Annotated in this window: 21 protein-coding genes; 15 read left to right on the forward strand and 6 right to left on the reverse strand. The window is 64.4% G+C overall.

Annotation, left to right across the window (positions count from 1 at the left end; all coding sequences use genetic code 11):
- Positions 1–308 precede the first annotated feature (308 nt).
- Together ACJH6H_RS28300 and ACJH6H_RS28305 are read left to right on the forward strand one after the other, a co-directional pair.
- Entirely contained in the window at positions 309–593 is a 285-nt protein-coding gene (locus tag ACJH6H_RS28300) for a hypothetical protein (RefSeq protein ID WP_074344277.1), read from the forward strand.
- A complete protein-coding gene (locus ACJH6H_RS28305; RefSeq protein WP_074344278.1) occupies positions 593–1,906 on the forward strand; it encodes a hypothetical protein in 1,314 nt (437 codons plus the stop codon). The genes ACJH6H_RS28300 and ACJH6H_RS28305 overlap by 1 nt, the downstream gene beginning before the upstream one ends.
- 17 nt (positions 1,907–1,923) lie before the next feature.
- Here the strand turns inward: ACJH6H_RS28305 and ACJH6H_RS28310 are convergent, their stop codons facing one another.
- Both ACJH6H_RS28310 and ACJH6H_RS28315 read right to left on the reverse strand, forming a co-directional pair.
- Positions 1,924–2,430, reverse strand: coding sequence for a hypothetical protein (locus tag ACJH6H_RS28310; protein WP_074344279.1), 507 nt, complete (start codon positions 2,428–2,430; stop codon positions 1,924–1,926).
- 84 nt (positions 2,431–2,514) lie between these two features.
- The gene (locus tag ACJH6H_RS28315; protein ID WP_074344280.1) at positions 2,515–3,135 is read right to left on the reverse strand and encodes a hypothetical protein; all 621 of its coding nucleotides are present in this window, start codon (positions 3,133–3,135) and stop codon (positions 2,515–2,517) included.
- 104 nt (positions 3,136–3,239) lie between these two features.
- Here ACJH6H_RS28315 and ACJH6H_RS28320 point away from each other — a divergent pair, with 104 nt between their 5' ends.
- From ACJH6H_RS28320 to mobF, 5 genes are all read left to right on the forward strand, one after another.
- Positions 3,240–3,662, forward strand: a complete 423-nt coding sequence (locus tag ACJH6H_RS28320) for a hypothetical protein (protein ID WP_074344281.1) — start codon at positions 3,240–3,242, stop codon at positions 3,660–3,662.
- A gap of 1,456 nt (positions 3,663–5,118) precedes the next feature.
- A complete protein-coding gene (locus ACJH6H_RS28325; RefSeq protein ID WP_079625248.1) occupies positions 5,119–5,424 on the forward strand; it encodes a hypothetical protein in 306 nt (101 codons plus the stop codon).
- Between the two features lie 5 nt (positions 5,425–5,429).
- Complete coding sequence (locus ACJH6H_RS28330) at positions 5,430–6,092, forward strand: hypothetical protein (RefSeq protein WP_237113627.1); 663 nt, start codon at positions 5,430–5,432, stop codon at positions 6,090–6,092.
- A complete protein-coding gene (locus tag ACJH6H_RS28335; protein WP_074344284.1) occupies positions 6,089–6,316 on the forward strand; it encodes a hypothetical protein in 228 nt (75 codons plus the stop codon). The genes ACJH6H_RS28330 and ACJH6H_RS28335 overlap by 4 nt, the downstream gene beginning before the upstream one ends.
- Before the next feature lie 483 nt (positions 6,317–6,799).
- Positions 6,800–11,047, forward strand: a complete 4,248-nt coding sequence (gene mobF / locus ACJH6H_RS28340) for a MobF family relaxase (protein ID WP_074344285.1) — start codon at positions 6,800–6,802, stop codon at positions 11,045–11,047.
- 80 nt (positions 11,048–11,127) lie between these two features.
- Here mobF and ACJH6H_RS28345 read toward each other — a convergent pair whose 3' ends face one another.
- The 4 genes from ACJH6H_RS28345 to ACJH6H_RS28360 all read right to left on the reverse strand — a co-directional run bounded on the left by ACJH6H_RS28345 (position 11,128) and on the right by ACJH6H_RS28360 (position 15,580).
- Positions 11,128–13,530, reverse strand: a complete 2,403-nt coding sequence (locus tag ACJH6H_RS28345; RefSeq protein ID WP_406776266.1) for a hypothetical protein — start codon at positions 13,528–13,530, stop codon at positions 11,128–11,130.
- Positions 13,512–13,976, reverse strand: coding sequence for a hypothetical protein (locus ACJH6H_RS28350; RefSeq protein ID WP_074344286.1), 465 nt, complete (start codon positions 13,974–13,976; stop codon positions 13,512–13,514). The genes ACJH6H_RS28345 and ACJH6H_RS28350 overlap by 19 nt, the downstream gene beginning before the upstream one ends.
- 400 nt (positions 13,977–14,376) lie before the next feature.
- Positions 14,377–14,928 (reverse strand): hypothetical protein, encoded by a 552-nt coding sequence (locus tag ACJH6H_RS28355; protein ID WP_074344288.1) that lies wholly within the window; start codon positions 14,926–14,928, stop codon positions 14,377–14,379.
- Between the two features lie 190 nt (positions 14,929–15,118).
- Positions 15,119–15,580: a hypothetical protein gene (locus tag ACJH6H_RS28360; RefSeq protein WP_237113628.1), complete on the reverse strand. Its 462-nt coding sequence runs from the start codon at positions 15,578–15,580 to the stop codon at positions 15,119–15,121.
- A gap of 215 nt (positions 15,581–15,795) precedes the next feature.
- Between ACJH6H_RS28360 and ACJH6H_RS28365 the strand changes: the two genes are divergently transcribed.
- The 8 genes from ACJH6H_RS28365 to ACJH6H_RS28400 all read left to right on the forward strand — a co-directional run bounded on the left by ACJH6H_RS28365 (position 15,796) and on the right by ACJH6H_RS28400 (position 20,864).
- On the forward strand, positions 15,796–15,990 hold the full coding sequence (locus ACJH6H_RS28365) for a hypothetical protein (RefSeq protein WP_131807453.1): 195 nt from the start codon (positions 15,796–15,798) through the stop codon (positions 15,988–15,990).
- 179 nt (positions 15,991–16,169) lie between these two features.
- On the forward strand, positions 16,170–16,730 hold the full coding sequence (locus ACJH6H_RS28370; RefSeq protein ID WP_074344290.1) for a recombinase family protein: 561 nt from the start codon (positions 16,170–16,172) through the stop codon (positions 16,728–16,730).
- Positions 16,731–16,828: 98 nt separating this feature from the next.
- Positions 16,829–17,350: a hypothetical protein gene (locus ACJH6H_RS28375; protein ID WP_074344291.1), complete on the forward strand. Its 522-nt coding sequence runs from the start codon at positions 16,829–16,831 to the stop codon at positions 17,348–17,350.
- An 84-nt stretch (positions 17,351–17,434) separates the two neighbouring features.
- Positions 17,435–18,166 carry an NYN domain-containing protein gene (locus tag ACJH6H_RS28380; RefSeq protein ID WP_074344292.1) on the forward strand — a complete coding sequence of 244 codons (732 nt, stop codon included), beginning with the start codon at positions 17,435–17,437 and terminating at the stop codon, positions 18,164–18,166.
- Between the two features lie 465 nt (positions 18,167–18,631).
- Complete coding sequence (locus tag ACJH6H_RS28385; protein WP_074344293.1) at positions 18,632–19,252, forward strand: ParA family protein; 621 nt, start codon at positions 18,632–18,634, stop codon at positions 19,250–19,252.
- A 64-nt stretch (positions 19,253–19,316) separates the two neighbouring features.
- The gene (locus ACJH6H_RS28390) at positions 19,317–19,673 is read left to right on the forward strand and encodes a hypothetical protein (protein WP_074344294.1); all 357 of its coding nucleotides are present in this window, start codon (positions 19,317–19,319) and stop codon (positions 19,671–19,673) included.
- A gap of 392 nt (positions 19,674–20,065) precedes the next feature.
- Positions 20,066–20,269 (forward strand): hypothetical protein, encoded by a 204-nt coding sequence (locus ACJH6H_RS28395; RefSeq protein WP_074344295.1) that lies wholly within the window; start codon positions 20,066–20,068, stop codon positions 20,267–20,269.
- A gap of 277 nt (positions 20,270–20,546) precedes the next feature.
- Positions 20,547–20,864 (forward strand): hypothetical protein, encoded by a 318-nt coding sequence (locus ACJH6H_RS28400; protein WP_074344275.1) that lies wholly within the window; start codon positions 20,547–20,549, stop codon positions 20,862–20,864.
- The last annotated feature ends 330 nt before the right edge of the window (positions 20,865–21,194 follow it).

Here is a 21,194-nt window from a genome sequence, read left to right on the forward strand (position 1 = left end):
AGCGGGGCGTTCTCATCAGTGCATCGTCATCAACACCGATGACGCCGACATCGTCATCTTCAACGACGGCCAACACTGAAGCTCATCGAGCAGGGAAACGACAGTCTGACCATTACCAGCGATGGGCGCCCCATCGCAGAACTTCGTCCGATCAGGCGACGGACCCGCACCGCGCCGCCACCGCGTCACCCAGTCCGCCGCGATCCCGAGTTCACCGCTGAGACAGCCCGCAACAACCAGAGGGTGCTCGCGCAGATGATGGAAAATAGCCGCTGAGCCGCCCCTATCTGCGCCGATAGAATCCCAGTGTGGGGGAGATTGTTCGGGTCAGCAGTGATGGTCTGCTGTCACACGCCGGCGCATGTGACGCAGCGGCGGCGACACTTCCCGTCCCAGCTCCGCCGGCTGCCGGCCACCTGACCCAGCCAACGACCGTGGCCGTAGTGCGCGGCCACGCGTTGGTCGACGCCGTTGCAGCTCACCTGTCTGGGCGGGCCACCAGTACAGGTACGACGCTGCGCACCGCAGCGGGGGAGTACGGCACCACCGACAGCGAAAACGCGCAATCGATCAGCACCACCGTTCAGGTCTGATGCCCGCGGCCACAGGTGGTGCCCTGACCCGCTACGACATCGAAGCCTGGGTCACCACTCACCTCGAGGCCGCGGCGACCCACTGGACGTCGGCCGCTGGACGCTGGGAAGGGCACTTCGAGACCATCCACACTGGCATGCTGCGCCCCGGTGGCACCACCTGGGAAGGCCCGGCCGCTGATGCTGCGGCCGAGCGCGGCTGGGGCGACCTGGTGAAAGTCCGGGGCGCGGCCGACGCGCTGTACGCCGCGGCCGGCCATGCCACCACCGGCGCCGGGGACATCGCCTGGGCCAAGCGCCAGGTGCTCGACGCGATCACCGAAGCCGAAGAAGCCGGATTCACTGTCGGACAAGACTTCTCGGTCACCGACAAGTCGTGGAGCCTGCTGCGCAGCGCCGCGGCCCGACAGCAGCAAGCTCAGGCGTTTGCCACCGAAATCAGTGCGCGCGTGCAGGCACTCGTCGCGATCGACCAGCAGGTCGCCACGCAGATCACCGGGGCGCTGGCGCCGCTGGAATCCTTGAGCTTCCCCGAACACCCGGGGAGCGGCGACCCCGCGATCAACGCGGTCGACTACCACCGCTTCAAGCAAGAACCCGGCCCAGCCGATCCCGACGACCCAAACCGCCATGCTCTTTATCCGAAACGCAATCCGTACGGCCAGTACGGGCAGGGAAGTGCAGGTGACGGCAAAGAGGCGGAGAAGGCCGCACTCGACGAACGACAACGTCGAACCCACATCCCGATCATTCGTCAACAAGTTCAGGCCACGCACCCCGATGTGAACGACCCAGTGACCGGCAAGCCCCAGCCGCGCTACTACGACGGGCTGGAGCCCACCAGTAACCCTGATGAGTACATCGGCATCGAAGCAAAGACTCACGAGGGCGTCGACCGGACGGCCGGCCAGAAGAGGTTCGACGGCGCGGTCAGTCGGGAGCACCCGGCCACGGCAATTCTCAACGGGCGCCCGATCAGGATCGTCGGTACTGATCTGGCTTACCCGCCCGAAGGATGGGTACCGCCGCCGTCAACCGCTGCACCGGCCCCCGTACCCGTACCCGGAGCTAGCGCCGGGTATCCAGGAATGCCGGAGCCGCCGAAGATGTGGAAGGACGACGGCCAGCCTCTTATTCGCCCCGACGATCGGCCCGGCATGCAGGGAGGCAGCAGCAACCCGTTGCCGAACTTGGGCACGCACATCAGCCCGGACGAGCTGGCAAAATCCGGTGATCCAGAGCTGAGCAACCTCGGCAAGTTCTATCAGGGCATGTTCGGACGCGACCCCAACGACCCAGACAACACCGCGTAGCAGCCGCCACCAGCGGCCTATGCGGTTACCCCACGCAGATCACGCCAGTCGCCGGCGTACGTGTATCCCTCGACCGGGCGCAGTGCGTAGCCGGGCGGAATATCGCCGGTCCGGTAGTAAGTGTAGAAGATGGCGGCTGCCTCGTCGGCAGTGAAAACTTCAGGGGCACTGACCATTTCGGCGCCACCAGACAATTCGATCGGCACATCAAGGGGAGGGGTTCCTTCGTGTGGATGCCCGATCACGTATCGCACACCGTCGACACCCCACTGTGCGCCGCCGAGTGTGCGCATATCGAGTGTCATCGCATCAGCACGCCCGCCGGCCTGCAGGAAGTTCCAGATTTCCGTGCCGCGGACTTCCTCGAAACTCTTCCCTTCCGGCAGCGGGTAGAACGTCAGATACCAGTTCTCGACACCGTCCAAGGCCCCCAAAGGACCCTGGAATTGAAGGAGACTCGAACCGCCGTCCATCACGGAGGCCCAGCCGCTGCTGTAGATCATCGCGTGGGTGGGAACTCCCATGGCGATGACCCTACCCGGCGCAGGCACAGGGGACGGCGCCAACACAGAGCGCGAGGCCGCGTGGAACCGAACAACCTGCGAGCGCTACCCAAGCTGCTTGCGCAACTCTGCGTAAGCAGCTTGGGTAGCCCCCGCCGCATCCCGGAACATGTTCGCGGCCGCGCTGTACGCCGTGGCCAGTGCCATCATGGCTTCGGCGTCGGTGACGCCCACCCGTATGGTCATCGCATTGAGAACATCGGCCTGCGAAAAGGCCATCAGCGCAATGTATTTGGTGATCCAATCAACTGCTGCCGGGTCGCGAAGGTTTGTCTCTCGAACGTCGAACGTCAGCCCATTAAGGGCTAGGTGGATCTGTTCGACTTTGGCGATCAGCGGTGCAGCGCCTCCCCACCGCGCCGGGTCGAGAACGCCGGGGTCGGTGGGTGACTTCGGGTTGATCGGTGTGGCCTGACCTCCGGCCAAGACCTTGCTCACGCTGCCGGCTTCCCACTGCAACGCCTCATCTAGCCCTCGCCGTAGCCGTGGGCTCAGCTGGGTTTGGTGGTTGTTTTCGATCGCACTCACGATCGACGCCGACGGCCCGCCGAGACGGGCGATATCAGCCTGCGCGAGGCCCAGTTCGGTTCGACGAGTCTTGACGGCCTCGGCCAGCTTCTCCCACATCTCATCGTCATCATCCCCGACCAATCGGTAATCCAGCACCAATCCACTCCTTACGGCGCGCCTACATCCAATTTATATCCAGATTCTATTTGAAATAGATGTAAGCTGGCTACAGTTCAAAGCGTTTAGGGAGGGAACCGCGCATGAGCACCGCCGCTGCACTGCGAACACTTGCCGCTCAAATCGAAACCCTGCCGGCGCCGGACTCCCATGAGTTCATCACCGCTGCCAGTCGCGTATTGCACGAGCTGCGCAAACTCGATGTCACCGCGAGCGTCGCCAACGAGCTCGACGGGCACACCCCAGTACTGACCCTCAGTGCCATCCGCCGTACCTACACAGCCCTGCTCAGCCGCGTCGCCCAGTCGCCGCACGCCACCCTCGGTCAGCGCCTGGCCGCCGCCCGTCATCACGCCGAACTCACCGCATTCGAGGCCGCTGATGCCTGCGGCGTCACCCTCGATGTCATCGTGGGTGTGGAAGCGGGTCTACCGGTCCCCGAAGACGCCGCAGCGGCGTTGCAAGGCCTCGTCGACCAGCTCGATCGGGCCACCGCCGCCGCTTGACCGGCACGGCGCGTGACAAATCCCACCAGTAACAGAAACCCCACGACTGCCCGGCGTGTCGGAGCGTTTTCAGAAATGGGTTACGGGAGGATTTGCGCCATGGCCGGAAATCGCCCGGGGCGCAGACATCTGGGACCCCGTCACGTGCAAACAGCGCGGGTACCGACTGACATCTTGCCCGCGCTCGACGACCTCGCCGCGAAGTTGGGTTATGGGACCAACCGATCGGCACTACTTGCCGACCTGGCGTGTGCAGCAGTGGGCCGCAATGACCTCACCTTGCGCGCAGATTTCGACGTACAGGTGCACCCTCACGTCGAGGAAGGGGGATTGCCGCTAGCGATCTGAGTTCGCATGCCCCTCAAACGTCTTGCACTGGGGCAGACGGGACATCTGAATAGCTGGTGTGCGGAAACCCCGCTGAATGACGAAGGCCCCGCCTAGGGCGGGGCCACGTCTGGAGATTCAAACCGAGCTGCGAACTCGGTTCTGGGCTTCTCCGCACCCATTCCCCGAAGGGACTGTCTTGCTGGACAGCTCTCACGGTAGCGCATGCGCGGTTTTAGAAACAGATTCGGCGCGCAAACAATGTGCAAACCGTGACCAATACCTATCCCGCGCCGGCGTTGCCCGCGCGGTCGACACTGAAACTCTCACCACGGCGCACACGCTCGCCGAACGCGGCGACCAACTGCGCCACCGGCGTGACTGGATCGAGCGGGCCGGCGAAGTCTCGGCACGGCTGCCCGTATGGTCCAGTCGAGACTCATGGCTGGACGGTCTACGCAGCTGGGCAACGTCGCGCGCCCTGGCCTCACTATGCGCCGCCGAGCGTGTCTCGATCACGGCCGCAACGCTGCTTGCTGTGGCCGCCGTGATGGCCGACTACGCCGACCACGGCACCGGCCGCCACGTGGCCGTCACCCGCGCCACGATCGCCGAACGGCTTAACTGCCACAAGAACACCGTCTCCAACGCGTGGGCAGTTCTCAGGGCATCAGGATGGGCCGTAGAAGCCCAACGCGGACACGGCTCCCCGGCAACCCCCAGCGTCGGCTGCCGAGCATCGGTGTACCACCTGGTGCCCCGACGTCAGGCGCCGTCGGGGCCCGCGGCACCGCAGCCGGCAGAACTAAGGGGAATCGAACCCCTGACCTCACTCACCGACAGCCACACAGCGCCTGTGGAGAATTGTGACCTACCGCCGTCAGGCGGTGTTTGTTCTTTAGCTCCCGTAGGGAGTAACTCACCAAGCGCGCATCCGCGCGAAAAAGCGTCATCCCCACGGTCGAAAAGCCGGCGCTGGCGCGCCGAGCCTCGACCCGCGGCCCTCCAGCGCCTGGCCGATGCCCTCACTGGGAACGAGTACGGCCGCCGAGGACTGTGCCGAGGACTGCGACATGGCCATATCGGCGCCATCTGCGATGCGCTCACATCCGTTGGCATCGACCCGGCGGTGTGGTCCGCCAAAGACATCCAGAAAGCCCTAGAAGCCGACATGCGCCGCACCGGCGGAACATGGCCCGACCAGATCACCAATCCCGGCGGCTTCCTGGCCAGCCGCCTGCGCAAGCTCGGCAGTTTCACCGGACGAACGCCAGCATCCGCCACAGCCCCGCCACCGGCCACAGCAGCCACCGCCGCCCCGGCGGCCCTCGCTCACATCGACAAGCGCGGCCCGACAGCGCATCAAGCCGGCGCCGACATCCAACGCATCCTCGATGCGGCCAAACGCAAACGGTCGACGGCAGTCGTACCGTGACAAGCGTGTCGCTTCGCGTGCTCTGGCCACCAACACTCCGGCTGGCTCCAGCGGTCAGTCCCGAACTCGCCCAGATCGTGACCGCGGTGTACACCAACCACGATCTGCTGCCGCCCGAGTGGACGCCACAGCAGCGCCAGGACTTCCTTCAGCGCGAAGCCACCCGGCTCAGCCGCCAGGTCGCCGAACTCGCCGCCGACATGGCCGAACAGGCCGTCAAGGACTGGATCAACCGCCACGGCGATCACCCGAACTACCTGACCAAGACAGGGCTGGTGAACAACGCGACCAACCAGGCCACAGAGCTGGTGCTGAGCCAGGAGCTCTACGAGCTGATCCCGCCGCCGCAAGACGAGCCGCTGGAGGACTACACGACCGGGCTTCCGGACCGCAGCCAGGTGCCCTGGGATCGACGCTGGACCCGCACCTACTACCGGACTGAGCCGACCGAGGAACAAGAGGACCTGGTGGCGGTCGTATGGCCGACGCCGGAGTTCTCCGCCCTGTTCCGGATCAAGGCCGAGTACTTGATCGCGGCCCGGGCCGAGGATCGGCTTCCCCTTCCGGTGGACCGCTACGACCCGTTGGCCGACCAGCTGGCCCAGTTGGTCTACGCAGACCTACGTACCGACGGCCTACCCACCCAAACAACCCGGGAGAAACCATGACAGCAGGTACCCAGAGCTTCACGGTGACGCTTGCCGACGGCAACAAACTGACTTTCAACAACACGGAAACGCCGCAGGCATACAGCATCGAGGCCAACGGTGTTCTGGTCATCGTCTCCCGCACCGACACCACCATCGAGACCGACCGTTACAGCCCCACCGCCTGGACGTGCGTCAGTGAATCCAGGCCCCACACCGGCGCTCAGCCCGCCAAAATCAGATAGTCCCGCAGCCCGGCTACCGGAGCTACGGACTTTTAATCCGCAGGTCCCACCACGGCGCATCGAGCGCCGCCCACGACGGCGCCGGTAACCCAAATTTCCGCCGCTACACTGAGATCAATCGTTCGGCCCGCACCGAGTCTTCTCGGGTGCGGGCCGAATTTCTTTTTGGGCGCCGTGCGGAAAAGATCAGCCGCACCAAATCGGCTCGTCACCAACACCTCTCACACCTACCGAAACCATTGCCTTTGCCCACCAACAGTTTTACCGATCAGTACCGCTGATTATCGATCTATACCGCCCTATGATCGATAAATACCGATTCGCCACTCCACTTCTTAACGCCCGCATAGCAATTCACTGAAAAATCCTCTTTAGGACGTGGCACATTGGCACAAGGTGATGCAAGCATCGGTGTAGCGAACCTCCGGTCCGCTACACCCGCCCCGACCGGAGCCGGGAAACCCGTCGACAAGGGGCGTCACGATGCTCACCATTTCCGACCCGTTGAGGTCGGGTTCGGTGCGCTACTACAACGACACCGCAAGGGCAGCCGCGGCCGCCGATATGGACCGCCGCAAGGCCGGCGGTGGGCTCGGTGAGTACTACACCGAGGGCGACACCCGAGCCCCGATATGGATCGGTGTTGGTGACACCGAAAAGCTCGCTCAACTGACCGGTTTGAGCACCGCCGATCTGGCCGGCGGCGAGGCTGATATGGACGACGTGGGGCGCTGGCTGGAGGACGGGATAGCCCCCAACGGAGCGTCCGGACGCAGGTACGGCAAGAAGTCCGCCCGCGGGTTCGATCTGGTGTTTTGCGCGCCGAAAAGCGTGTCGCTGCTGCGCGCTTTGTCGACCGATGACGTGGTGGTCAAAGCACTCACCGAGGCCCACCACACGGCCGTGCACGCCGGTATGGAGTACCTGGCCACCCATGCCGGATATACCCGCGTCCACAACAAGGAGACCGGGAAAAAAGACCTCGCCAAGTTGCCCGGTCTGGTGGCCGCGGCCTACCAGCACGAGACCTCCCGCGCCGGCGATCCGCACCTGCACAGCCACGTCATCCTGTTCAACAAACAGGCCCGGGACGACGGCGAAATGGTCTCCTACGACAGCAAGTCTCTGCATCACGAATCGCGGGCCGCAGGGATGGTTTACCAGGCCACTTTGCGCGCCGAAATGCACCGCTTGGCCGGCCTGGAAATGGGCAAAATCGACCCATCCACCGGCCTCGGCGACATCGCCGGGATACCCCGAGACCTGATCGACGCAGCCTCGCAGCGCTCCACGCAGCTGCGCGAATGGGCGCATGAACATCTCGTCGTGACCGACGATGACAGTCTTACCGCGGGCCAGTTGTCGGCCGCCCAGAAGGCCACCCGGCCGTCCAAACCAGAGCACAAGCCGTGGGCCGAACTCCGGCAGGAATGGGCGGACCGTTTCGGCGCGCTCGAAATCGACCAGGCCGCCCAACTGAAGGCCCGGCGAGAACGCGAGTCGGTAACCGCCGATCTTATTCAAATCGCGCGCCAGGCGGCCGCCGACATCGACAAACCGGCCTTCACTCGCGCCGATCTGGTCGAGGCGATCGGCGCTAGGCTTCCGGCCGTTGTTGAGGGTGCACCGTTTGGTCCGCGGGAGCAGCTCGAGGCGCTCGCCAACATCGTCGGCATGCGGATCACCGAGGCCCGCAAGCCTCACGAGCGCGAAGGCCACGAGCACTACACCGTTGAGCCGATCATCGCCGAAGAGGCCGCCGTTCTTCAGCTCATCAGTGCACGTAACGACCGAACCGCCTTGCCCGACAGTGCACTTGAACTTGACGAATTGTCCGCCGAGCAGGCCCGCGCGATCAGCAACATTGCCAACTCACCGTGGCTCATCCAGGTCCTGGCGGCGCCGGCAGGAGCGGGCAAAACAACCTCGCTGCGCGCCCTGCGTGAAGGTGTTCACCGAGCCAACCCGAAAGGCCGGGTTATCGTGCTCGCGCCGACGGGAAAAGCTGTCGATGAGGCCGTTCGAGAATGCGCCGGCGATACCGGCTACACGGTCGCCAAAGCCCTGCGAGGACTGCGGCGCGGGACCTTCAAATTCGACCCCGACACGCTGGTGATCGTCGACGAAGCAGGCATGGTCGGCACGCCCGAGTTGCGTCAACTGTTTACGGCAACCACCCAGGCCGGCATCAAGACCGTGAACGTCTGTGACCCGTATCAGCTGGCCCCGGTGAAGTCCCGCGGCGGCATGATGGAGCAGCTCTGTGAAGACCTGCCTTGGGCCCAAGAACTCACCGAAGTCTGGCGCATGAACGACCCTGCCGAACGCACCGCATCCCTTGCTCTGCGTAACGGTGGCGGCTCCGCTCGCCGACGTGCCGTGGAGTGGTACCGCCGCAACAATCGGCTCCATATCGGCGACGAACTGGCCATGTCCCAGGACGCTTTTGACGCCTACAACCGATCCATTGCCGAGGGAAAAGAAGCCCTCATCGCGGCCGATCGCTGGGAGATTTGCGACGCCCTCAACATCCGCATCCACAATCAGAACCTCGCCGATGGCGCGCCATCCGTGCCTGCCGCCCGCGGCCACCAGATCGCCGTTGGTGACATCATCATCAGCCGCGAAAACACCGAAACCATCGACGTGTACGACGCTGTCGACATCACCAAGAAAGTCGCCGAACAGGTCCGCAACGGTCAACGCTGGCAGGTCTACCGCGTCGACCCCAAGACCAACCGGATCGCGGCCCGCCGGATCGGCGACAAGGCCCGCACCGTCTTTGAAGGTGACTACCTCGCACAGCACGTTCACCTCGGCTACGCGGTCACCATCCAAGCCTCCCAAGGCGCCACCATCGACGGTGATTGCCACGAAATTCTCAGCAGGACAGGCGATCGTGCCAAGGCCTATGTCGGCATGACCCGCGCCAAGCAGGAGAACCATGTCTACATCTACGCCAAGACGCCCGGCGAGCGCGATCACGAACACGCCGAACTCGACCCCAGCGTGCATATCGCCCATCGCGGTAACAGCCGCGAAGCCGCCGCCGCGTTACGCGAAATCCTCAGCCGCGATACCCGGCCGAAGACCATCCTAGCCACCACCGCCGAGGTCGATCCTGCGCACCTTCCGACCCCCGTTCTGGCCCACAAAAGGGCCTACAAGGACACACTCGACGCGTGCCGAACCGAACACCGCCGGCACACCGAGGTCGCAGCCGACCTGCACGCCCTGGCCGACGAAGTCGACTACCTCGCCGCCGCCGGGCACCACCGCTCCGGCATCACGTACTGGCGCAAGCCCGCCGAATCCTGGGCCCATCTCGACGACTCCACGCGGGCCGCGGTGCGCACCATCAGCGCATCCGCCCCCAATATTCAGGTGCTCACCGTCCATCCAGATGGAGATAAAGCCCTGGCGCTCAAAGCGATTCACGCCTCCGCGCAGGCCAACAACTGCCCTGTGCTGGCGGTGCCGGCCACCAAACGCGCCGGCACCTTCCTCAAGGAGACCGCCTACTCCGATCGCTGGAGTAGCGCCGCCCGATACCGCGAACAGCTTGACACCGGCAAACGCAAACCCCTCGATAAAGGCGCACTCGTCGTCATCGACGACGCCGACCACCTGGACGCTGAGCACCTGCGTTTCTTCACCGACCACGCCGCCCAGACCGACACCAAACTGCTGTTGATCAGGTCCGCCAGCAGCCAGCGCGAACCCAAGCACACGCTGGTCAAAGCCCTCGCTGACACCCTGCCCTGGGCCCAAGAACTCGGTACTCCCGCGCATCACGACAAGAATCACCGCACCGCTATCGAGCGAGTTACCGAACACCTCCACGAGCACCGACTCACCAACCACGACCGCACCACTGCCACAGAGCTTTTGAACCGCGCCACTGCGCCCCAGTGGGACCAGTCCCGTGCGGCGACACCGGTCGTCGACATGGAAGATCTGCGGGCCGAGGTGGGCTGCCTTGCTGTGGCCGGCGGCGTGTCCGGACAGGCCATATACCCACCGCCGCCCGACCGCTACGCCTCAGTGCCCGAGCCCGATCGGAAAGCCGTCGCGCTCGCCGCCAGCGGCGTCCAAAGCGTCCAGGTCCTCACCGTCGGCAACGGCGCCGACAAAGCCACCGCGCTGGAGGCGATCGCGTCCGCCGCCCGGGCCGACGACAAGCAGGTTTTCGCGATACCAGCCACCGACGAGGCCAAGGCGTTCGCCCTCGAACACCGCTACGCCGACGGTCACAACACCCCTGAAGCCGTCCACGGCGGCCTCAGCGCCGGCCACGCGACCGTGCCCGCCGGCACCCTGCTCATCGTCGACGACGCCGACCAACTAACCGCCGAGCACGTGCACTACTTCACCGAACACGCCTCGCGCACCAACACCAAACTGCTCCTGGTACGCAACCCCAGCAGCGAACGCGAACCACGGCAGACCCTCGTCGAAACCCTGGCCACCCACCTGCCCTGGGCCCAGCAGATCGGCACCGTCCCTGACCATGAACCGGCCACCGAGATCGAACAAGCCCGCCACCTCGAGGCCCCTGACACCGAACGCAGCGACCCCACCAACAGGCAAGAAGCTCTGGACCTGGTCACCCGGCACGGCACCATCACACGGGAGTACAACCGCCGCGTCGCCTCCCTGCGCCGCCCCAGCCATAGCCTCGGCCGTGATAAAGACCGCTCCCAAGACCGCAGCTCCGGCTACGAGCTCTAGACCCAGACTGTCTTCGCCGTGAAGGTCATCTTCGGGCTGACGCCCCATCGAGCAAGGACCTCGTACGCCCAGGGCACGGTTTACACCGACACGGGATGATCCAACGAGACACCGGCCATGGCCGCCGCGTACACCACATCAGCCGGGGTGCCGTTCTCCCAGCACACCAGCGTCTCCAACCGCCGGCAGTGCACGAAGTCCTGCACATACGCCACCAGCTGCGCGGGTTCCTCCATGCCCGTCAGGCCGGGCCGCTGAGACCCCGCCATCAACCGCTCCATCTCGTACTCCGAGCGCAGCGCCGACCACTCCTCAGCAGAAGGCCACCGCGACGAAATCAGCGTCCGCGCAACCGATTGCGCCACCGGCGACAACTCCGGCCCACGAAAAGCCGCTTCCTGCGTCAACTGGCGGGCATAAGCCTCCGCCACGTCCTGGTTCGCACCATCCAAGTACCGGTAGACACCCGGAGCCACCGTCTCCAGCCGGTGCGACCGGCTACTCAACAGCTGAGACGACTCAGCGTCAGCGGGAGTGCTCGACGGAGTCACCGCGATCGCCACATCCGGCGCTGCGTCCGAAACAAATTCCGACTTCTGCGGCCACGTCGTCGCGATCGCCGACACCGTTTCCCCGCGAGCTCGCACCGCCCGCAGCACCGTTTCGGCCGGATTGAACCACCCGAACCACCGTGCGTCGAAGTCCTCGTCGAACCGGGCCGCCAGCGGCATAGTGCGCCGAAGGTACACGCCCGCAGGGATATAGCCAGCTCCCTCGTTCGAGGTGACCCACAATTCCGGCAGACCCGACGTACCGCCCCGCGAGACCGCCACGGCCCACTCCAAACCGGGATAAACCACGCTCGACGCCGCGGCCAAATCGGCCACCGCCGCCCGGGCCAGCTCCAGATCGCTCATCGACACGCTGCGCGCAATCGGTTGCGGCGCAGCCTGCTCACGCACCGGCATAAACCCTGTTGTCGACGCGGCCCCAGCATTGCCGGTAACCGGAGGTGGTGACGGGGCACCCCCGATCGACGCGGGCCCACCGGCGCCGCTAGCCGCGGCCGGCGGTATCGCGGACGGCGGCAGAACCGAACCATACGAGGTCATGGGCGGCGTTGCGCCAGCGGGCATTCCGCCGCCGGCCACTGCCGGCGCGCCTGCCCCGGCGGCATTTGACGATGGGGCGGTGAGCCCACCGGCCGGAGCCGCCGCTGCCGGGGCGCTGGCCTGATTCAGCGGTGCTGCCAGTGGCGTCGTCGGGGTTTGCGGAACGGCCGGCGCGGAAGTGATCGGCGGCATCGCCCCCGCAGCACCCGACCCCATCGACAGACCCTTGCCGAACTGCGTTCCCAGGGACGCCGGCGACATGCCAGCGCTCGAAGGGCCTTGCAATGCAGCAGGATTCACATTACCCAGAGGACCGGTCAAGCCCTTCCCAAACATCCCCTGCAACCCGCCCATGCCGCCGCCGAGGCCGCTAAGCGGCGAACTACCGCTACCGCCACCAGAAGACGGCATAGAGGGCATAGACGGCATCTTCGGCTGGCTCGTGATGCTGGGCGCTCCGCTGATCGCCGGTGTCGGAAGTGCGTCCATAGGCCCACCGACGTTCGGCGCGGTCAGAGCGTTCTTCGGTGGTGTCCCGTTTGCGCTGTCAGTCGGGAGGGCATCGAGCGCACGCCCTGCGGTGGTCGCAGCCTTCTTCGCCCCCGACTCTGCGTCTTGCGGATCGCCGTGAGGTGCCTTGTCCGTTGGCATCGGATCGTCAGAATCGTGACCGCTGATCCTCCCGGCCGGAGCTTCCGGTGCGCCAAACTTGTCGGTCAGCATCGCGGTTTGGTCCTGCGTATATCCGTGCAGCTCAGCTGACCAGCCAGCAATGAGAGGCCGGTACTCGGCGGTGAGCGGGCCGATGCCCACCGGTGCGCCGGTCACACGCGAAAGCCGCAGCATCCGCTCAATTTCCCGGTGCCACTCATCGTGCGCTTGACGCATTTTCCCTTTGATCAGGCCCGTGAACTCGCTGACCCGATCGACACTGGCGGCTACCGCTTCCCCGGCCTCGACCACCCTGTCGTGGACGCACCACTCTTTCTCGTAGTGCTCGAAGGCGGCGTCCCGAGCCTCACCGGCTGTCCAGTCCGTGCCGAATACTTCGTCGGTATGCCCTTTCGCGCTGCGGTTGGAGTCCTCCTGATGGCGCGCCCAGTCCCGAACAGCCTGAGCGTGTTCCGCGAGCTTGGATTCGGACACTTCCGGCCACTCCCCCGGCCAAATTAGCACCCGTGTGTAGAGCCCCTGCGGGCGCGGAACATCTTGCCCCGCCGGCCTAAGGGCCCCAGGGACATACCCATCGGGCTTCGGTCGCGTCGCTGACAGATGCTCAACGATCCGACCGGCAATCCACTTGTACCGATCCTCCCACGCCGGAACCGCGCCCGAGCTCGCGCTGGCCGCCATCAGCGAGGCAATCCGCATGCATCGAATAAGGCGCCAACCGCTGCGTTTCCGGTCTTGGTCAGCTCCACGAGCTGATCAACCGGCGCATGGGCTAGAGCCGCGGTGGTCAAATCGGTTGCTGTCGCTATGTATTTTTTGGCGGCGTCAGACACATCAGACGGAACAGCGGGCGACAATGAATTCTGTACCGCAACAATCGTATTGAGCTTTCTAACGACAAATGGAATGTTCAGGTCGCCGTTCACGACAACCCCACCCTGGTCGGCGCTGCCACGCTGTCCGGCGTCGACCGCGTGGCAGACCTTGTCTTTCGCCGCCGCCACGTCAGCGTCGCTCACGGTCGGGCCCGCGGAAACTGTCGACGGCGCCCCCGATTTCACCTGCGCCGAATCTCGCCCGGCCGCATACGCGATGGCCGCCACCGCGGCGATCGATGCGACATTCACCGCAACCACCACGGCCACTAGACCCCACCGGCGCGGCGCAGATGCCGGCGCCGGCGCTCCAGCGGGCCAGAGCTGTCCCGTATTGCCTTGGTGTGCCGCGTTAGGCGGTGACCACCCCGAACTCATTGAAATCCCCTCCCCGGCACTATGTTTCGAGCGCGGCAGTGTTGACAGACTCGACCTGCTCCATGGCCGACACCGTCACTGCCGCAGCACCCAACCCCTTCTCCGAAAGTTCGGCCATAGGGACCAACGCTGAGTGAAGTAACGCATGCCCGGTAGTCAGCAAGCCCGCGGTGTACTGATCTACCGTCGTGGGTGCCGGGGGCGTTGTCGCCGCAGATGCCGCCCGGATCGTCCCCGCAGCAGCCAATCGAGTCCGCGTCGACGCTGGCTGCATCTCAAATGACAACGCCACTTAAACCCCCTCATCCCCAAGTAAACCCCGACAGAACTCCTCAATCTCGAACGTCGTGGCTGCCACCTCTGCCTGCTGTTCAGGGTGCACTGCAGCCAGCGTTCGAAGCTCAACCGGTAGTGCTTTCGAATAGCAGGACCACTCAGTTGCCCGTACATCGCCTTTTACTGCCTCTATCCCTGCACGTATCCAGGGCAGCCACGTCCGCATGATCGAATCCTCATCCACCACATCAACAGCAGGTGGAACGAGACTGCCGGCGGCGGCCGTTGTCAGCTCCCTAACCGTGGATTGCAACGTCGTCGCTGTCAGCGCCCGCCAATTCCTGACGGATCGGTTCAAATCACGCAGCGTGTGCAACACCCACATGTCCCACTCGCGCCGCACCGCGGCCCAGTCTTCCGCCTCTAGCGCTGCCGCGAGAGCTGCCGGTGGCCCGGAGTCGTCGATTTCCAGTGTGGACATCCACCTGGCCTGGCTTCGCACCATGGCCGCCACTGTCGCGGCTGCATCGCCGTGTCCCCCGTCAGGCGAGGACTCATCAAGGTCCATGCCCCGACTTTACGGTCCGACGCCGACAATTGCGCCGTCCCAAACGTCTTCACTCGAAACCAATCATGCTGGTCAAACCGCTAATTACCGATTTGTACCGGCAAATCGTTCCCCATCGGTATCCCGACAACTGCGCGGCCGCAGTCTTGCTCAAACCCGTCACGACCGCCCGCGATTTCGTCGCAGACCACTACGGCCGCTCTACAACGGCATCATCGTCGCCATCGTCCAACCACTCGGGCTCGCCCCGATCCAGGCCGGCTGCAAGGGCGGTCGCCGTCTCCTTCCACGAGGTCAGCTCCGCAAGAATCAGCTGAGACTGGTCCGTGGAAAACGACGCCCGCGCGGCGTCGACAAGGTCCTGGGCGCAACTTGCCCTGTCACCGGGCGACAGCGAGAGCATCCACGGAAAAGCCTTCAACATCCGCGCGACGAGCGGGCCGTCGGCGTCAACCGTCCCGTCCCGCACGACCTGCCCCGCATCTCGCGGAGTCAACTCGTAACGAGCGCGAATCTCTTCCTCGCCGAAGGTGCGGCCGGCGGCAATATCGGCTTCCGCTTCAAGGAGCGATTCACGGAAGCCTGGAACCGCTAACCAAAAGTCGGTCTCGGGGTCATCGCCGTTGGCCGACTGGTCGGCCCTGTCAGTCACAGTGTCAGGGTAGCGGTGAGTCCCGAGCTTGATGCCTTTCGATCTGCGCGAAAACGAGGAGAACGCATGACCACCGACACCTCAATCAGATCGGTTGGTCAGAATCGCCGAACCGATGCTACCCGCGCGACCATCCGTGCGGTCCGCGCGCGCTAGCTCCGCCGGGCAGCCGCTAAGCGGACTCGTTGGCCCTGACGTGCGGAACAATGATGAGCATGTCCTACGCAGCAGAAATCATCGCCGGCCTACGCGACCTGTGCAAAGAACGCCAGGCTGTGAACGGCTCCCCATACCTCACCGACAGTGAGTACGCCTCAATCGAGGAAGCGCTGCAAGAACTTAACTTCAATCCGGCGTACGGCGGGGCCACGGAGTGGAAAAACTCGCTCAAGCGCTGCCTGTTCGACTGAGCAACCTGCGATGCGTGAGGCTCGCGGCCGATGACCAGCTGTCTCGTTTCTAGAGAAACGAGACAGTCCGCCTGGTCTCCCCTCCCCCGCCTATTGGCCCAGGTCGCGGTGTCTCATTTCCTGTCTCACACCGCGTGTCTCGAATCCCCGCTGTCGGTGGGTGGTGAGACAGTGCCGATATGGCATCGATCCTCGGGTACGCCCGCGTCAGCACCATCGGCCAGGATCTCGACACGCAACTGGCCTCCCTGGCGGCCGCCGGCGTCGACGCCGGCCGGGTCTACACCGACAAACTCTCCGGCGCCGCCAACACCACCCGTCCCGGCCTGGCCGCCCTCCTGGACTACGCCCGTGACGGTGACACCGTCGTCGTCACCGCGATCGACCGACTTGGCCGCTCCGCCGCCGAAGTCACGCGCACCATCGCCGATCTTGGACAGCGCGGAATTCTGTTGCGCGCCTTACGGGAAGGCATCGACACCGCCACTCCAACCGGCCGCGCTGTCGCCGGCATCATGGCCACCCTTGCTGAACTCGAACTCGAGCTCGGCAAGGAGCGCCGCGCCGCTGCACGCGAGTCACGCCGAGCACGCGACCTCCCGGCCACCAAACCCCACAAGCTCACTGCCGACCGACAGGAACAACTCCGCCGACTCGCTGCCACCGGCGAGCCAGTCGCTGAACTCGCCGCAGCTTTCGGCATAGGCCGCGCGACCGCTTATCGATACCTCTCGGAATAGGGCTTGAACAGCGGTTTCGCGTGAACCGGGCAAGGCGTGAATCTTTCCTGGCCACATCTGACTGGATCGTTCGTTGCCCACGCATATACCTACCGGCAGTGAGCACCACCCACCACCTATCTCGTCTCGGCGTCAGCGGCCGTCCCTGGTTCCAGCTCGGCGATGTGTTCGGGATGTCCGAGTTGTGTGCGATGGTGCCCGCTATGAACACCAAACCCGCTGCCCCGAAGGAGATTCCCTCTATGACCACGCCAGCCATCCGAAGCGGAGCTGTCTCACGTTGGGTGACCGCATCCGCCGCCGTCATTGCGGCGGTCGGCGCCGTCGCGGCCGCGTATAACTCGTTCGTCGAACGGACTGCCAATGAGCTGATGGTTTCCGGAGCCGTTAAACCCGGTTACGAAGCCGTATGCGTCGCCTACAGCAACTTCGTTCTTACCCAGGCTCACAACGGATACACGCCCGAGCAAATCCAGCAGGTCATCAACTTCGCGGGCAGCCACAGCCTGATGCCCGGCCAGCCGGACCACAACACGATGCCCAACAGGTGGCCAACCATCAGCGACGCCAACGCATGCGGCACCCCCGCGCAGGTCATCGCCCAGACCCAAAAGCACTGATTGCGTCGACTGCGGACCCCAAGGCAACAAGCAGCATCGGCGTGTCCCACCCGCGTGCACCATCGACGGTTAGCGTCATTGCCCATGCGAGTAGGCATGTACATCGACGGATTCAACCTCTACTACGGTGGCAAGTTCCTGTGCGGACCAGGAACCCCCGGTTGGCGATGGCTCGACCTGCGGGCTCTCGCTAACCACCTGGTCACCACGCAATCCGCATGGACGGGCGCCACCATCGACCGCATCGTCTACTGCACCGCCCGCATCTCCGGAGCAGGTAACCCGGTCGGAAGCCAGGAACAAGACGCCTACCTCACCGCTCTTTCCACCACCGGCACCGTCGACCACATCGAATACGGCCTCTACGTCAACCGCACCGCCACCGCTCCCCTGGCTACCAAGGACCGCCGCGGCCGGCCAGTGCTGACCAACCCAGCCTGGCCCATAACGGTCAAAGACGGCGCCGGCCAAGCCGATCCCAACGCGACATTCTTCGTCTCCGTGGCCCGCCGCGAGGAAAAAGGCTCCGACGTGAACGTGGCATCACATCTGCTCATCGACACCCTCGCCGGAAGCATCGACGCCGCCATCGTCATCAGCAACGACAGCGACCTCAAGCTCCCCATTGACGAAGCCCGAAAGCGCATCCCAGTCGGCCTGATCAACCCATCGAAAAACCAGCTCGCCGGCGCTTTACGCGGAACCCCTACCACCGGAGTCGGAAACCACTGGTGGTACCAACTCACGCCAGCCGACTTTCAGGCCTGCCAACTCCCCGACCCGGCAGGGCGCGTGCCCAAGCCAGCACCCTGGTAGCCGCCATCCCAGATGCCGCCTGACGGACACGCTCCCCTACAGGGAATTCCGCCGTAGCGACACGCCGTTGTATAGTTACGACATACCACCCGTTCCCCGGCAGGGGACGGGTTTTTTCTTGCCTCAAATAGTTCGTACAGCCTTGGGGCGGCCCCGGTACCTGCTCCCACCACCTGAGATGCCTGGGTGAACACGTAGTCCGTATCTACGGATGTCAGTATCTACTGATTATGCGGTTGTTCCATTGCTGCAACGGGATAAGTCGCACAGCGCCTTCCTCAGGGGCTTCGACACGCCAAACGCACCGAGAAGTCACTGAATTACTGATCTACTGATATACGGAATAGCGCAAATACGGAAGTACTGAACTAGAGTGATTCTGCGAGTTTGGACCGCCTCCGAAGCGGGGGTGGGGCCGGTATCAGGAACTACTGATCTACTGATCTACTGAATGGATCGATCCTCATGTCACCTGTTCTGACCATTGTTGTAGCCAACCTCAAGGGCGGCTCGACCAAGACCACCACGGCAGCGTTCGTCGCCCACGCACTCGCCGAGGCTGGACTGACTGTTCTGTGTGTCGATGCGGACGGTGAGAACGAATCACTGCTGTCCTGGTCCGAAGCAGGGGAGTGGTCCATCCCGGTCATCGGCATGCCCGTAGCCGATCTGCACCGCAAGCTGCCGGGCATCGCCGGCGACCGGTACGAGGCCGTGGTCATAGACACCCCTCCTATGAAGGAACGGCGCGGCGTCGTCGCATCAGCACTTCGCATCGCCACCCACGTTCTGGTCCCCATGGCCCCAACAGGCATGGAATACGCCCGGATACCCGCTATTCGCGAACTGGTCGAGGAAGCCGGCGTCCTGGCCGCCACACCGCCGCAGCTGGCCGTCGTGCTCACCCGCACGGTGTCCAACGCCGCCAGTACGGACGTCTACCGACAGATGCTCACCGGTGACGGCGTCCGGGTTCTCGGGCCAACCGTCGGCCGCCTCGAACGCTACGCACAAGCATTCGGCTTACCCATCGCCGGCGCCACCACCACCGCCTACGGTGACATCGCCGCCGAACTTCTCGGATAAATCAGTACGTACTGATATACGGATATACTGAATAATAACCGCGCAGCGAACAGGGAGGACCGCAGTGAGCACCGCCGCCGAGAAGATCAAAGCCAACGCCGAGCGCCTGCGGCAAAAGCCGCCGACAGGCAAACCGGTCGGCGATCCTGCTGTCCCCACAGAGCCGCAGACATCAGCCCCGCCGCCCGCACCAGTGGCGCCGGCGAAACAGCCCATCGTCCGACAAAAGACCGTCCGCCGCACCGTCGACCTGTCGCCAACCGCCCACCGAGCGCTTGACAACTGGCAACGTGACGCAGCCGACCGGCTCGGCCTGGCCCGCGTTACAGGGCAAGAAGTTCTCGCCGCACTCGTCGACCGCCTCCTAGCAGACCCCGAGCTCGGTGACCGCATCACCGAAACGATCAGCTCCCACCAATGACGTAGCGTCGCACCAGCAGAACCCATAGCTCCCGTATCGGCCACATGGGCCCCGTACGGGAGCTATCGCTTTATCTGGCAGCCACACCACAAACCGGTAGCACGAGCATCTGTACGTCACCGCAGGTCAACTCGCTTTTTCATTTTGCCGCCGCACCACGCCGCGATCGTCTGCACCATCTCGGCGTAGACCTCCCCGTGTGCACCCAGAGCTACTCGCGCCGCATGACGGAAAGCAGCTCGGGGTGCCGGTACTTCCCAGACGTACCGGGCCACCACGACGAGAAAGGTGCCGCCAGTGCCAGGTAAATCAGGCCTTGCCGACCAAGAAAAAGGGAGCAGGACAACCAGCTCCAGGAGCCATCTCCTGACCACCGAACTAGGAGACGCCCAATGAGCGAATCCGTCCTGATCGTCCTGGCGATCGTCGTGCCCATCACGATCCTGGGGCTCGCAGTCTGCGTGCTCGCCGCCTACCTGGCCCGCATCCCCGACTGCAAAATCACCATCGGCGAAGTCGGCCGGGCGATCGGTGCCATTGTCGCCGCGGCCATCGAAGCGGTGGCCACCATCATCACGTCCATCCGGCGCCCATGAATGGCCCGGAGGACCGCTCAACTTGCGGAATGTTCCCCAGCCCTCTGGGTCACCCAGGGAGCCAGCCCCTTCCTCGGCCGCAATTGTGGTGAACGGGGTGGTGGTCACTGTCAAGGCCACGCCGCTACGCGGTCGACCACGGTCGAGCCTTGACAGTGACCACCACCCCGCACAAAGACGGCCAGTACGAGGAAGGGACAGCCGTGAAGCGCAGCGACCAGTCCGAACAAGCCACGAAGGAGCCCCGGTGTCAGACCCCCGCCGTACCGTAAGAACCATGGACGCGAACACGCCGCCGCGGCCGGGAACCCCCGAACACTGGGCCACCTGGCTCGACCGCTACGGCGACGACTACGCCACCCACGACGAACGCCGCGCCGCCTACGAAGATTTCCAAACCAACCTGGCCACCCTGCAGACCGTCTTTTCCCAGCCCGACCGCATGCATACCGCCGGATACCTCGCCGCGCATGACCGCGTCGCCGACGGTGACGCCGATGGTCCCGACGACGCCGAACTGTGGGTACCGGCCAATCTCAGCGGCCCTGCGCGAGCTGATTGGCTCGAAGGCTTCCGCTCACACTTCGAACCATGACGAAACACCTGATCGGCATCGACTCGGTGTTGGGTACGGGATTCGGTCTCGAACGTTAAATGATCGTCTGCGACACAACACAGGCCCGTTGGTGGCGCTGTCCAATGTGCGAGCTGATTACCGCCATGCCGACGCCGACCCTGAGCTAAGGCTCGTTGCTTAGGCCACGGCCGATTGTCGGGCTACCATCACCCGCCTATGTCCACAGTCACCACGCAAGAATTTTGCAGTGACCCCGAAAAGGCACTGAAGCTGTTGACCGTCTCTCTGGATGGCTATCACGGGGTGGCCATTCGTCATTGATCTTGCCGATGTGATCGGTGGCGTGGC

It is taken from the genome of Mycobacterium sp. SMC-21 (genome assembly GCF_045310825.1).
GTDB lineage: Bacteria > Actinomycetota > Actinomycetes > Mycobacteriales > Mycobacteriaceae > Mycobacterium.